Below are 12,594 nucleotides of genomic sequence, written 5' to 3'. Positions count from 1 at the left end.
AAGTTTGTGACGTGAATTGACATTCAAAGTGTCGTCGGTCGACTAGTTATTTGCTGCGACTCGGGCACAATGCACAAAAGCAGGAATTCCGCTCCATGTGCCATGACTGATGCGTAAAATAATAGAAACAGCCGGTCAGCTTCCCAAGATCCTCATCAGCTGGATTACTCCAAACCTGCGCCAGTTTCGCGGCAACAAACTCCCACTCATCTGGTTTTTGGCTATCCTCGTCGGCGCGCTGGTGGCTCTGGCCGCAATTGCCTTTCGTACGGCAATCGGGCTGATCCAGTGGCCTTGGCTTGGAACGGTCACCGAGCTGACCATACAGGCTGCACGCCAACAACCCTGGTGGGTTATCTTGCTCGCCCCGGCGTTTGCTGGACTGCTTGTCGGCTGGATCCTTCATCGCTTCCACCCTCAGCAGCGCGCGGGTGGTGTCGCGGACGTGATTGAGGCACGCGCACATGGCGGGCGGGGCCTGCCTCTCAGTGCTGGCCTCTGGTCCGCGGTTGTCACAGCCATTTCCCTGGGTGGCGGGGCAAGTGCCGGTCGCGAAGGACCAGTCGTTCATTTGGGTGCAACGCTCGGCACTGCCGTTTGCAATTTTTTCAATCTCCCGGATGCCGGGCGACGCGTGATGCTGGCCTGCGCGGTTGCCAGCGGCGTCTCTGCGTCGTTCAATGCACCGATTGCAGGCGTTTTGTTCGCCCATGAAGTGGTGCTCGGCCACTACGCTGTTTCGGCCTTCGTACCCATAGTTCTGGCGTCGGTGGTGGGCACGTTGCTTTCCCGGCTTTGGTTCGGGAATGTCGCCGCGTTCGAAATTCCCCAGTATGAGATATCCTCTTATCTGGAGATTCCGGCTTTCGCTCTTCTGGGGCTGACCTGCGCAGCCGTGGCCATCGCGTTTCAATTCGCATTGATCGGCACGGACTGGACCGCACGCAATATCTCAATGCCACTATGGTTCCGCCCGGTTCTTGGCGGTCTGGCCGTCGGGGCAATTGGCATTTTCTTTCCTGAAGTCCTTGGCGTTGGGTATGAGGCGACCGACCTTGCGCTGAAACACGAACTGACAATTCAGACCATGCTCACGCTTCTGGTGGTCAAGACAGCAGCAACAGCCATTACGCTGGCCTCCCGGTTCGGAGGCGGCATATTCTCGCCGTCCCTTTATCTTGGCGCCATGACAGGTGGCGCATTCGGATTGATCGCGGCCTCTGTATTTCCGGAAATGGCGTCCAGTCATGGTCTTTACGCCATCTTGGGTATGGGGGCTGTTGCCGCCGCGGTGCTTGGAGCGCCCTTTTCAACAACCGTGATCGTGTTTGAGCTGACCGGTGGTTATGCCCTTTCCATAGCACTGCTGCTCGCCGTATCGATCGCAACAGGACTGACCCAGGCAGTTCACGGCAAATCCTATTTTCATTGGCAATTGGGGATGCGCGGCTGCTTCGTGAACGAAGGCGTGCATCAGTTCTTGAGTGAAACCGTAAAGGTTCGCGATTTCATGGATCCGCCACCTGAAAAGGAAGAAGAGCGCGCGTTCAATCCAGGTGAAGACGGTCCTTATCTACACGACACGGATTCTCTGGAAAGTGCCTTGAAAAGTTTTGACTCCTGCGGCAAAGCAGCGCTGCCGGTGGTGCGGAAGGGCGACGCCACAAAGATCATTGGCATGGCCCGGCACGTGAGAGGTTTGCGTTATTTCAATGCCGCGTTGATCAAGGCCACCAAGGAAGAGCACAACTGACTTTCGGACGTGCCGAAGCTTTAATGCGCTGGCGGTTCGGTTGCCAATATCTTGCCGGCGTACATGTGTGAGGCCCGCCCGTTTTTCCGCGCTTCACGATCTTTCATGGCAACAAACAGTCTTGCTTGCTGCCCCCGGAGCCCCGGTAAGTTGAACGGATCAAGGCCTGCCCAGGGAAGGAACGGATTGCGACGCAGAGAACCATAGATGCCGACCCTGACGGAGGGTCGTTCGCTCGATGCACGCGCATGAAAGCCATGCGTGTCAGCAACGACGAGCGTATTTCCCGGGACCGCAAACCGGGTGGCTTGAGGATAATTCAGCCGGCTCAGTTCGTCCGTCCGTAGCCGGAACGATCCTCGTGCGTGAAGCTTGTTCTTGCTCTCAGCTGCAACGAGGCTTTGCTCTCGCTCCCAATTCAATCGTTCTTCGGTAAGACGATGCGAACCTGGAATGTATGTGAAAGGCCCTTCGGCGTCGTCAATATCGTAGAGAAAGAACCAGGATTTGGCGGTCTGATGGAATGTATCGGAATGAAAAGCCGTTTGCGGGTCAGCACGTTTTTTGCTTCCCGGGTCGGTCATTACGATATGAAGGTAGACCAACGGGTCCCCGTCTGTGGAAGCCAGGTACCGCAGGCCGTTTTGAAACGGTTTGCACCAAACGAGCGCTTTCAAAAACGGAAGATCTTTCAAAACATTGGGTGGCAGGGGAATAAAACGCGTTACGGCATTGCCTTGCCGCATATCCCATGCGTGGAACCGCGTCGTTTCAACTTCATGTCGAACACCTGCGAGATCTTTATCTGTCAAAAGCCCGGGTGTTGCTATGAACCCATCACGCTCATAAGCGACCCGATCTTCCTCAGGTAACAAGTGTCTGAGTTTGCGCCGCCGAAAATCCGCCAGCTTTTCCGCAAGTTTAATGCGGCGCACATGAAGCCCGGCCTCATTCAGGCGTCGGCTTCCTATGAGCGGATTGTCACAAAAGGATTTCGCTCCGCTTGCCAGAGCCGCTGCGTAATAAGGCATTTTCAGTATTTTTTCGGCGCGCACGAGGTCACCCATAGAATACAAACTGCAATTAAATAGATTTCGAAATGGAGCCGAATTTCTCCGGCTCCTCCAATACTAGATTGTCTTTGTGGCTTGTTCCAGCCAGATGCGTTCTTTTGCCCCAACCAATGGGCCAATCTCGCCACGAACACGATCATGATAGCAGTTCAACCAAGCGCGTTCCCGGTCGGTCAGGAGGGCAATATCCACCATTCGAAGGTCCATCGGGACCAAGGTGATCGTTTCAAACCCCAGCATCGGCCGTTCGCCTCCGGCTATGTCCCGTGCTTTGGTAACGATCTCCAGGTTTTCAATCCGGATACCGTATTCGCCAGCCGGGTAGTATCCAGGTTCGTTCGACAGGATCATGCCTGGCTTCAAAGGGGTTGTACCCGTCTTCGCAATGCGCTGCGGCCCCTCATGGACACTGAGGTAAGCTCCCACCCCATGACCTGTGCCGTGATCGAAATCGAGCCCGGCCTGCCAGAGATCGATCCTTGCGAGCGTATCAAGTTGGGCTCCTGTCGTTCCTTCCGGAAAACGCGCAGTCGAAATGGCGATATGACCTTTTAGCACCAACGTATAATGCTTCTTCATTTCAGCCGAAACGTCGCCGACCGCAAGCGTGCGGGTAATATCGGTCGTTCCGTCTTCAAACTGCGCGCCCGAATCGATCAGGAACGGTTTTCCCATCGGAATTTTCAAGTTGCTGCTGTGGCTGACCCTGTAGTGGCAAATGGCACCATTTGGCCCCGCACCAGAGATCGTATCAAAGGAAATATCTTTCAGAACACCGGTATCACGCCGAAACTCTTCAAGTTTTTCAGCAACACCAATTTCGTCCAGTTCGCCCTTGGGCGCTTCGTCGTCGAACCAGCACAAGAACCTGATATAGGCAGCGGCATCGCGGATATGGGCCTCACGGGCCCCCTTCAACTCGACTTCGTTCTTGATTGCCTTCGGCAAAAGCACAGGATCTTGGGCTTCAATCAAGGAGCCGCCCGCATCGCTTATTGCATCTGCAATGCCGATACCGGCCAGTGACGGGTCAATCATGACATTTGCACCGTCCCGGCCAAGCGCTTTGAGCCCTTCCATAAACTCACCAGGTTCAGCCAGCTCGGTAAGTTCGGAGAGCGCGTCGCGCACCGAGTTGGAAAGCTTGCGACCGTCAATGTATAGAGACGGCTTGCCGGTCGACGGAACGGTCGCGAACGACAAAGGCAAAGGCGTGTGAGTGACATCGGAGCCACGGATATTCAGCAACCAGGCGATTGAGTCCGGCTGGGTCAACACGCAAGCATCTGCCTTCTTTTCTGAAAGCGCGGCCTGAATTTCAGCAATTTTGTCCTCGGACGCCTTTCCGGCGAGTTCCAGGGGATAAAGCATTACCTCACCCAGCGGAGGTTCCGGCCGGTCGACCCAGATAGCATCGATCGGGTTTTCGTCAAGCGTCACAAGCTCCGCGCCTGCAGCCTCGCAGACTTTCCGAAGCCGACGCACTTCACGAACCGTATGAAGCATCGCATCGACGCCGATTTTTTGTCCGGGCTTCAATCTGGATGCCAGCCAGTTTGTGACAGGATCGGTGATCAGGTGCGCGGCCGGAAACACCTCCATATCGACTTGCTCGCGAACCTGGATCGTGTATCGGCCGTCCACGAAAATGGCAGCCTGATCGGCGAGCACAGCAGCGACACCCGCCGACCCTGTAAATCCTGTCAGCCACTGAAGCCGGCAATCATGAGGAGGCACATACTCACCCTGATGGGCATCGGCGCGCGGTATCAAAAATCCGTCCAGCCCAAGACGGCCGAGTTCAGCCCGCAAGAGCGCCGCATGCGGCGCCCCGCAGGAAGGATCGCTGAGATCTTCAAAAGATTGAAACATGGCGGCACGGTAATTTGCCCGCAGCTATGGATCAAGCCAGATAATTTTTCCTTTCAAGCCCTCGGAAAGGGATGAAATTCACATCAATAGTGCAGCGCAGCATTTCTTTCGCATATGCGAGAGACGCAGAGCTGTCATGCGCAATCAGGCCTACCAGACTCATCGTTGAAGGCGCATATAAGGACCAACACAATAAGAAAGACGTGGCTCCCTAGGGAAGCTCTCAAAACTCCAAATGGGATTGAGAAAATGACCATGAAAACGACGACATCCACCCGCAACGGCTTCATGCGCCGCGCATTCGATCGTATGGTTGAGGCCCGGTCTGTTCAGGCACGCCGCTACGTCAATGGCTACCTGCTGTCTCTCGACGACGCGACGCTCGCTGCACACGGCTATGACCGTGAAGAGCTAGAGCGTGAAGGGTCTACAACAACAGGCTTCTGATCGGACGACAGGTTAGGGCTCAGGACAAGATCAAGAACTGTGCACATGCTAAAGCTCGCCGATTCACCCGGCGGGCTTTTTTTGTGTTCAGAAGTGACTGAAATAGGCACTCTAGTGCAGCTCAGGCCAATTTTCGTCCGCGCACCAGTGTCAGCGTCAACCAGCCGTCCTTTTCCCTCCGGCGGTCCAATACAAATCCCTGGCACCGATATGCGAACAGGATCCGGGGTCCGTCCTCGACGCGAAGGCCTGACAGGACAAGTGTTGCTGTTTGGGTCATCTTTTCCCCAATGGACTTTGCCATTTTCATCAAGGGTCGCGCCAAAATATTGGCAACCACAAGATCGAACGGTCCGTACAATCCGAACCGCCGGTCATCCATGCCGTTTGCCGTAAATCCTCGAACAAGATGACTTGCGCCGTTGAGACGGGCGTTTTGAAGAGCTGTCTGAGTAGCGATTGGATCAATGTCCGTGGCCAGCACGATTTGTCTGGCTTTCAGAGCGGCGGCAATCGCAAGAACGCCCGTGCCGGTGCCCAAATCCAGAATGTTGTCATATTCGCGCAGTGAGAGAAGCCGATCAATTTCCTCAAGACACCCTGCGGTGGTGCCATGATGCCCAGTCCCAAACGCAAGAGCCGCCTCGATCTCCAGCCCGATTGCGCCGGGCAGAACCTTGTCCCGGTCGTGGCTTCCGTGAACCAGAAACCGCCCGGCTCGAACAGGCTTAAGTCCTTCCAGGCTCTTCTCAACCCAATTGATATCAGGCAACTCTTCGGCTTCAAGCGGAGCGGCAAAAGCGTCGGCACCAACACGATCGCGAACAGTTGCTTCTGCCTCCTCGGGCGAAACATCAAACAACAGAACTTCGGCTGCCCAGATCTTGCCGTCAGACGACGCCTCATAAACCGTTACCGGATTGCCTTCATCCTCGAATGCGCGTTCAAGAATGTCGGAAATCCGTTTGGCTTCCAGTTCCTCGGCTGTTATCCGCACCCGAATGGTTTTCATGTTCACTCACGCCTTGTTGAAATTGGCCACAAGGCCAGCGGTATAGCGGCCCGGCCTTTCACATTCCAGTAGAGCCTCAGCAAAAGCCTGGGCAAATGCCTGTTTCGCCCCATCTCTAGAGAAGAGAGAAACGGGAGGTACCATGTCCACACTTGTGAGAATCCACTCTCCGTCCTGGATTAAGGTCGCCATTGCCGCGACATTAATCCTTTTGACTGCTCCGCTGCCGGCTGCCAGTGCAACACCAGAGCAGGACGCCTTGTTCCGCGCACTCAAAAACGCTTCCAATGAAGTGGAAGCCAAGAAGATTGAAAACCAGATCTGGGAAGCCTGGCTGAACGCTGCCCCGAATCCGGCCATACGGGAACGCATTGATGAAGCCATGAGCCGGCGTGGCATCTATGACTTTCAAGGCGCAAAAGACATTCTTGATGAAGTGGTGGAAGAAGCACCGGATTATTCGGAAGGCTGGAACCAGCGCGCATTCGTTTTGTTCCTGCAGGGCAACTACGACGAAAGCCTTGAGGACATCGACCGGGTGCTGGAGCTTGAACCCCGACACTTTGGAGCCCTGTCGGGCAAAGCGATGATTTTCCTCAGCATGGGGCGCGCAAAGCTTGGTCAAAAGCTCCTGAGGCAAGCTGTTGAGATCCATCCATATCTGAATGAGAGAAACCTGCTGATCAAACCAAAGGGCACGGATCTTTAGCGCGGGAACAGCCAATTTTCAGATTGGCGCGTTTAAAAGTCAGAAATCCCGCTCACTGACTACGGAGCCAGAGGTAGCGAAAGACTAACCGTGAGACCGCCTCCTGGTGTTTCCAAAAGTTCTAAACGTCCATCTGCGACCTCGACAATTGACTTGGCGGTTGGCAGACCTAATCCAAAGCCGGTTCCCTCCCGGATCCGGCGCGCAAAGTCTCCACGCTCAAATGGCTCCAGCAGGCGCTCGCGGTCATCGGCAGCAATCCCCGGTCCGTGATCGACGAAATCGATCTGAACCCGGTCGCCAGTACACCAAGCGAGGATTTCTAATTCCGCTCCATATTGCAGCGCGTTGTCGATGAGATTGCAAAATGCGCGGCTCAGCTCACTGGCTCGCCCCATGACACTTAGCGAACCATCAAAACGAATCCTCAGGCCTCGTCCAGTGTCCGCATATTGATCCGCCAGTGTCTGCAGGAAACTGGGTAGATCGATCCGTTGCATCGGCTCCGCACTCTCACCATCACGCAAAAAGGTCAGTGCGGAGTCGATCTGCAACTCCATTTGCCTCAAGTCCTGCAAACTCCGTTCGCGAACCTCCCCCTCTTCCAGAAGATCCAGACGCAATCGCAAACGCGTCAATGGCGTTCGCAAGTCGTGGCTGACGGCTGTCAGCATTCGGGTTCGAGTTTCCAGAAACGCGTTGATACGCAACTGCATACGGTTGAAGGCACTGGCCGCAGCCCGCACTTCCTTCGGACCGCCCTCGCTGATTGGCACTGGAGACGTCGAAGCTTCACCAAAACGGCTAACCGAAGCAGCAAGGTCAGCAAGCGGACCGACAAGGCTGCGGGCAGCCCAGATCAGCAAACCACACAGGGTAAGCGCCAAAAACCCGAAGAATAGATAGAACGGCGCTCCAAGAACCGGCGGTGGCGGTCCTCGCGGTCCCCATTCTGCTGCCAATAGCGAACCGTCTTTCAGCCTGACAAAAACAAGCGGTGGCTTTTCCAGACCTCGCTCGTGAGGACCTAAAACGTGCTCGATGCGCATGCCGAACAGCGTGTCGCCCGTTATGAAGGGCCCAAAGCGTTCGCCTTCACTAGCGCCACCATAGTCACTCAGAACTGCATCATTTGCCCACGAAATCGCGACATCGGGCAGTTCCTGCTGCAGTGTTTGCAAAACCTCAGCGCGCTCAAACTGTGGCGTCTCGTTCAGTTTGGCAATTGCGACGCTAACCAGGTGACTGTTCATCACCGCGCTTGTGTTGTCGTAGGCTTGCTTAACAACCAGGAACGTAACAGCACCAATCAGAGCCATGAAAACACCGGCGGCCGATAACAGCACCAGAATCTGATTCAACATGCTGTCCGGCCAGAGGCAATCAAACCTCAACTTCATCGCGCTCCACCGTAGCGACAAATTCATATCCCCCGGCCCTGACCGTTCGAATAAACTGATAAACGGCCCCACCGGCATCTAGCTTAGAGCGCAATCGGCTGACCAAAATATCAATGTTCCGGCCGTTTGTTGCCCCAAACTGGCCAAGTGTCAGTTCAACAAGCTGTTCGCGGCTCAGCACCCGGCCGTTGCGTTCCACCAGAACCAGAAGCAGATTGAATTCAGCAGGCGTGACGGAAACGAGAGCTCCTTCACTGTTGTGAAGAGAACGCGAGCGGCAATCCATGCACCAGCCTTCGAAGTACAGTTTGCCGGTCGGCGGCTGTGCTGATCGCGTGCACAGTTCCATTCTTCGAAACAAGGCGCGCACCCGTGCGATCAACTCTCGCGGGTTGAACGGCTTGGGCACATAGTCATCTGCGCCAACTTCCAGTCCAACCACACGGTCAATGTCCTCATTCTTGGCAGAGACAATAATTATCGGCACGGCGCTGGTCGCACGGAGCCGCCGGCAAATACTGATACCGTCTTCCCCGGGCAACATGAGATCGAGCAAGATCAGATCCACCCGATTGCTCGCCAGCAATCGGTCCATTTCCGCTCCGTCTTGCGCCAGCGTCACCTTGAATTCGTTGGCAACGAAATGCCGTTTGATGAGGAGTCCGATTTCCGAATCATCCTCGACAATCAGGATGTGTGGAGGTTTGTGCATGGCTGGACCTTAGGTCTTCTCCTGTGTGAATTGCAGCTCCCTTTCAAGGTTAATGTCCGTGAAAAGTGTTTCCCAATGTTTCTGTCAAGAATGTTGGAAACAGGCCGAAATCAGCCCCGCCTCAAGGTTAAGACAGCGTTAACATTTTCAGCAGCACCGTCGCTTAAGCAATGGCTTAAACACCTATTTAGGAGCTGAATGAAGATGCAGATCGGTTCAACGCCCATGATGCCGCCAGGTCCGTCTCCCAGAGATCAGGCGGTCGCAAGCCTGGAAGCACAGGTTGAAGCAGGTGAAATCACTGCCGATGACCAGGACGCCATGCTGGAAGCTTTGGATGCCATGCATGCTGAGCGAATGGAGAATGGGCCTCCACCACCCAACAGTACACGCCCCACCAAAGAAGAAATTCAGGCAAATTTTGAAAGCATGCTTGACGATCAGATTGAAGCCGGGACCATCGACCAGGACCAGGCCGAGCACCTGCTGGAAATGTTCGAGGAAGGTGAGATCGGGCGACCTCCAGGGGCCAAAGAGCCACCTCCGGGTGAAAACGGCAGCGCCATGATGGAAGAATTGATGTCCGCTATCTTGACGCAAATGCAAAGCAGCTCTGCCTACGATGGGTCCGGCGATCAATCCGACACCGATGTCACATCGCTGCTTGCAGACTACACAGCTTAGCCGTCTGGAATGTCTGACGCACGCCCCACGTTTGCGCGGTCAGACTAGGTCTCCCGATCAACTGTATTCGTGCCAAGAACTCGAATACACTTTGCCTAGCTGGTTCGGGAAACCGGCCGGTCATCTTCGGGTGGCCGGTTTTTCCTTGGTCAATCCCCTATTTTGAGAGGCATCGCCAAACAAACGTGCTCGGAAAATATGTCGCTGCTCAATACGGCGCTGAACACAGACGAACCCAGAGACACACAGCCGGAACACCCATCAATGCCGCTCGACAAAACTGTCGATGACTTTTTTCATGCCGGCCTTCTCAAAATCGATGGTCAACTTGTTTCCCTCGATCGATTTAATCGCGCCATAGCCAAACTTGATATGAAAGACCCGCTCGCCAGTGGAGTATTCTGACGGTGTTTCGCTGACAGATTTCGCCACCAGCTCCCCTTCTATGGTCAATGGTCCCTGGCGCTTCATGCGAGCGGATTTATAGCCGCGTCCACCACCTTCTGAAAAACCATCTGAGTTCTGCTTGGCCCGCTGTGCACGCTGCCAACCGGGCGTCGAATAGCTGCCGCGCTCGAAAGGGTCATTGCTGTCAAAACGCGACGGGCCATAGCCTCCACCCGCATACCCGCCATAATTTGAAGACGGTTCGGCAATTTCGACGTGATCGGGTGGCAATTCGTCCAGGAACCTGGACGGCACCGTGGATTGCCACAATCCGTGAATCCGGCGATTGGAGGCAAAGTAGATCTTTGCCCGCTTCTTGGCGCGGGTGATGCCGACATAGGCAAGCCTGCGCTCCTCCTCAAGCCCTGCCCGGCCACTCTCGTCGAGGGCACGCTGGTGGGGGAAGAGGCCTTCTTCCCATCCCGGCAAGAACACTGTGTCGAACTCGAGCCCCTTGGCCGAGTGCAGTGTCATGATGGAAACGGCGTCACTCGCATCCGCACTGTCCCGATCCATGACCAGCGAGATATGTTCCAGAAAACCACTGAGAGACTCAAATTCGTCCATGGAACGAACTAGTTCTTTTAAGTTGTCGAGCCTGCCAGGCGCCTCGGCCGACCGGTCCTGACGCCACATTTCAGTATAGCCGCTCTCGTCCAGGATGATTTCGGCAAGCTCGGTGTGTTTGATCTGGTCAAGCTGGTGCCGCCAACGCTCGAAATTATCGAGCACATTTTTTAGTGCATTGCGGGGCTTCGGCCTCAGCTCTTCTGTGTCGATCAATTGCGCTGCAGCCTGCATCAAAGGAATGCGTTCCGCGCGGGCAAGACCATGGACAAGTTTGAGCGTGGCATCACCCAGCCCACGCTTTGGCGTATTGACGATACGTTCGAATGCCAAGTCGTCCGCCGGCTGGGCAACGCACCGGAAATAGGCCATGGCATCGCGGATCTCCATACGTTCATAGAACCGCGGACCGCCAATCACCCGATAATTCAGCCCCAGGGTTACAAAACGATCTTCAAATTCGCGCATCTGGAAGGAAGCGCGGACAAGCACCGCCATTTGATTGAGCACGTGCCCTTTGGACTGCAACGCTTCAACTTCGTCACCGATGGTGCGGGCTTCTTCTTCTGAGTCCCAAACGGAAGCGACCGAAACCAGATCATGATCCGGCTCGTTGAAATCAGTGAAAAGCGTTTTGCCGAGTCGCCCTTCATTGTAGGAAATGAGATGGGACGCCGCAGCCAGAATATGACTGGTCGACCGGTAATTTCGCTCAAGTCGGATAACCTCGGCGCCTTTGAAATCATGTTCAAAGCGCAAAATGTTATCAACTTCGGCCCCGCGCCAACCATATATCGACTGGTCGTCATCACCTACGCAGCACACATTCGGGTTTCCCTGTGCCAACAATCGCAACCAGAGATACTGCGCAATGTTCGTGTCCTGGTATTCATCAACCAGCATGTAGCGAAACCGGCGCTGATATTCCTTCAGGACATCCGGACGGGTCTTGAAGAGCGTGATGACATGCAACAGGAGATCGCCAAAATCAGCGGCATTGAGGATCGACAAGCGTTCTTGATACTCCTCATAGAGCCTGCGCCCCTTGCCGTTGGCAAAAGCGCGCGCTTCGCCTTCGGGAATGTCTGCAGGACCAAGCGCACGGTTCTTCCAGCCATCGAGCATTCCGGCAAAGGCGCGGGCTGTCCAACGCTTGTCATCAAGGCCTTCCGCCTGAATGATCTGTTTGATCAACCGGATCTGATCGTCCGTGTCGAGAATGGAAAAGCTGGATTTCAGTCCGACAAGTTCAGCGTGTTTTCGCAGGACTTTGACGCAGATGGAGTGGAAAGTCCCGAGCCAGGCCATGCCTTCCACATTGCCACCGACAAAACCCGCGATACGCTCTTTCATTTCCCGTGCCGCTTTGTTGGTGAACGTGACGGCCAGAATTTTGGAAGGGCGCGCGAGACCCGTTGCAAGAATATGGGCTATTCGTGTGGTCAGCACTCGCGTTTTGCCAGTTCCGGCACCCGCCAGCACAAGCAACGGACCTTCCGTTGTCTCGACAGCAAGCCGCTGCTCCGGATTGAGACCTGTCAGGTAATCGGGCGCCTGACGTGCCGCCATGGCGCGGGCTGCGATCCCACCCGCGGGTCTTGCAGGTGCTGCTGCGGGTTCCGCCTTCGTGCCAATCGGCTGAAAGGGATCATCAAACGGATCGTCATACCCGTCAGGGTCTGCCATGATTTTTGGTCCGATTACATAAAAATGTTCATAGAGAACAATATAGCAACAAAATGAACGTGGCGAGGCAGAAGATAAGGATTTCGTGGGGACAAGATAAACCAGCGAACCAGCTTGGAATATGGGTTTGGCAGGTTGGCGCCAAAGGACAGCTGCCTGTCTCACGATGGTCACAGGCAAATCTCAGGAGAGCGTCAAAACCAAGGCAGTTTCCGGGACACCCTTCGCTCAG

At 55.1% G+C, this 12,594-nt stretch carries 10 protein-coding genes; 4 read left to right on the top strand and 6 right to left on the bottom strand.

Features of this window, described 5'->3' with window-relative positions; all coding sequences use genetic code 11:
* Positions 1-109 precede the first annotated feature (109 nt).
* The gene (locus ACZ1HV_RS24505; protein ID WP_298986333.1) at positions 110-1,753 is read left to right on the top strand and encodes a chloride channel protein; all 1,644 of its coding nucleotides are present in this window, start codon (positions 110-112) and stop codon (positions 1,751-1,753) included.
* Between the two features lie 20 nt (positions 1,754-1,773).
* Here ACZ1HV_RS24505 and ACZ1HV_RS24500 read toward each other — a convergent pair whose 3' ends face one another.
* Positions 1,774-2,808, bottom strand: coding sequence for a phytanoyl-CoA dioxygenase family protein (locus ACZ1HV_RS24500; RefSeq protein ID WP_472716594.1), 1,035 nt, complete (start codon positions 2,806-2,808; stop codon positions 1,774-1,776).
* A gap of 75 nt (positions 2,809-2,883) precedes the next feature.
* Positions 2,884-4,698, bottom strand: a complete 1,815-nt coding sequence (locus ACZ1HV_RS24495; protein ID WP_472716593.1) for an aminopeptidase P family protein — start codon at positions 4,696-4,698, stop codon at positions 2,884-2,886.
* A gap of 249 nt (positions 4,699-4,947) precedes the next feature.
* On the opposite strand from ACZ1HV_RS24495, the gene ACZ1HV_RS24490 reads away from it, so the two are divergent.
* On the top strand, positions 4,948-5,145 hold the full coding sequence (locus ACZ1HV_RS24490) for a hypothetical protein (protein WP_298963859.1): 198 nt from the start codon (positions 4,948-4,950) through the stop codon (positions 5,143-5,145).
* 121 nt (positions 5,146-5,266) lie between these two features.
* On the opposite strand, the gene ACZ1HV_RS24485 is transcribed toward ACZ1HV_RS24490, so the two are convergent.
* On the bottom strand, positions 5,267-6,157 hold the full coding sequence (locus ACZ1HV_RS24485) for a 50S ribosomal protein L11 methyltransferase (RefSeq protein ID WP_472716592.1): 891 nt from the start codon (positions 6,155-6,157) through the stop codon (positions 5,267-5,269).
* 142 nt (positions 6,158-6,299) lie between these two features.
* Here ACZ1HV_RS24485 and ACZ1HV_RS24480 point away from each other — a divergent pair, with 142 nt between their 5' ends.
* Positions 6,300-6,866 (top strand): tetratricopeptide repeat protein, encoded by a 567-nt coding sequence (locus ACZ1HV_RS24480; protein ID WP_298822176.1) that lies wholly within the window; start codon positions 6,300-6,302, stop codon positions 6,864-6,866.
* Positions 6,867-6,925: 59 nt separating this feature from the next.
* Here the strand turns inward: ACZ1HV_RS24480 and ACZ1HV_RS24475 are convergent, their stop codons facing one another.
* Both ACZ1HV_RS24475 and ACZ1HV_RS24470 read right to left on the bottom strand, forming a co-directional pair.
* Positions 6,926-8,230, bottom strand: coding sequence for a HAMP domain-containing sensor histidine kinase (locus ACZ1HV_RS24475; RefSeq protein WP_472716591.1), 1,305 nt, complete (start codon positions 8,228-8,230; stop codon positions 6,926-6,928).
* A gap of 19 nt (positions 8,231-8,249) precedes the next feature.
* Complete coding sequence (locus ACZ1HV_RS24470) at positions 8,250-8,978, bottom strand: response regulator (protein WP_298822174.1); 729 nt, start codon at positions 8,976-8,978, stop codon at positions 8,250-8,252.
* A gap of 198 nt (positions 8,979-9,176) precedes the next feature.
* Between ACZ1HV_RS24470 and ACZ1HV_RS24465 the strand changes: the two genes are divergently transcribed.
* Positions 9,177-9,662, top strand: coding sequence for a hypothetical protein (locus tag ACZ1HV_RS24465; RefSeq protein WP_298963856.1), 486 nt, complete (start codon positions 9,177-9,179; stop codon positions 9,660-9,662).
* A 261-nt stretch (positions 9,663-9,923) separates the two neighbouring features.
* On the opposite strand, the gene ACZ1HV_RS24460 is transcribed toward ACZ1HV_RS24465, so the two are convergent.
* The gene (locus ACZ1HV_RS24460; protein ID WP_472716590.1) at positions 9,924-12,362 is read right to left on the bottom strand and encodes an ATP-dependent helicase; all 2,439 of its coding nucleotides are present in this window, start codon (positions 12,360-12,362) and stop codon (positions 9,924-9,926) included.
* Positions 12,363-12,594: the final 232 nt, after the last annotated feature.

It is taken from the genome of Roseibium sp. JB4-4 (assembly GCF_055693425.1).
The sequence above is the reverse complement of the archived record's forward strand: the minus strand, read 5'-3'. Positions and strand labels throughout refer to the sequence as shown.

Coding starts and splice junctions, on each gene's coding strand:
- ACZ1HV_RS24465 (WP_298963856.1), top strand. CDS start 9,177: ATGAAGATGCAGATCGGTTCAACGCCCATGATGCCGCCAGGTCCGTCT.
- ACZ1HV_RS24475 (WP_472716591.1), bottom strand. CDS start 8,230: ATGTTGAATCAGATTCTGGTGCTGTTATCGGCCGCCGGTGTTTTCATG.
- ACZ1HV_RS24495 (WP_472716593.1), bottom strand. CDS start 4,698: ATGTTTCAATCTTTTGAAGATCTCAGCGATCCTTCCTGCGGGGCGCCG.
- ACZ1HV_RS24490 (WP_298963859.1), top strand. CDS start 4,948: ATGACCATGAAAACGACGACATCCACCCGCAACGGCTTCATGCGCCGC.
- ACZ1HV_RS24470 (WP_298822174.1), bottom strand. CDS start 8,978: ATGCACAAACCTCCACACATCCTGATTGTCGAGGATGATTCGGAAATC.
- ACZ1HV_RS24505 (WP_298986333.1), top strand. CDS start 110: ATGCGTAAAATAATAGAAACAGCCGGTCAGCTTCCCAAGATCCTCATC.
- ACZ1HV_RS24485 (WP_472716592.1), bottom strand. CDS start 6,157: ATGAAAACCATTCGGGTGCGGATAACAGCCGAGGAACTGGAAGCCAAA.
- ACZ1HV_RS24460 (WP_472716590.1), bottom strand. CDS start 12,362: ATGGCAGACCCTGACGGGTATGACGATCCGTTTGATGATCCCTTTCAG.
- ACZ1HV_RS24480 (WP_298822176.1), top strand. CDS start 6,300: ATGTCCACACTTGTGAGAATCCACTCTCCGTCCTGGATTAAGGTCGCC.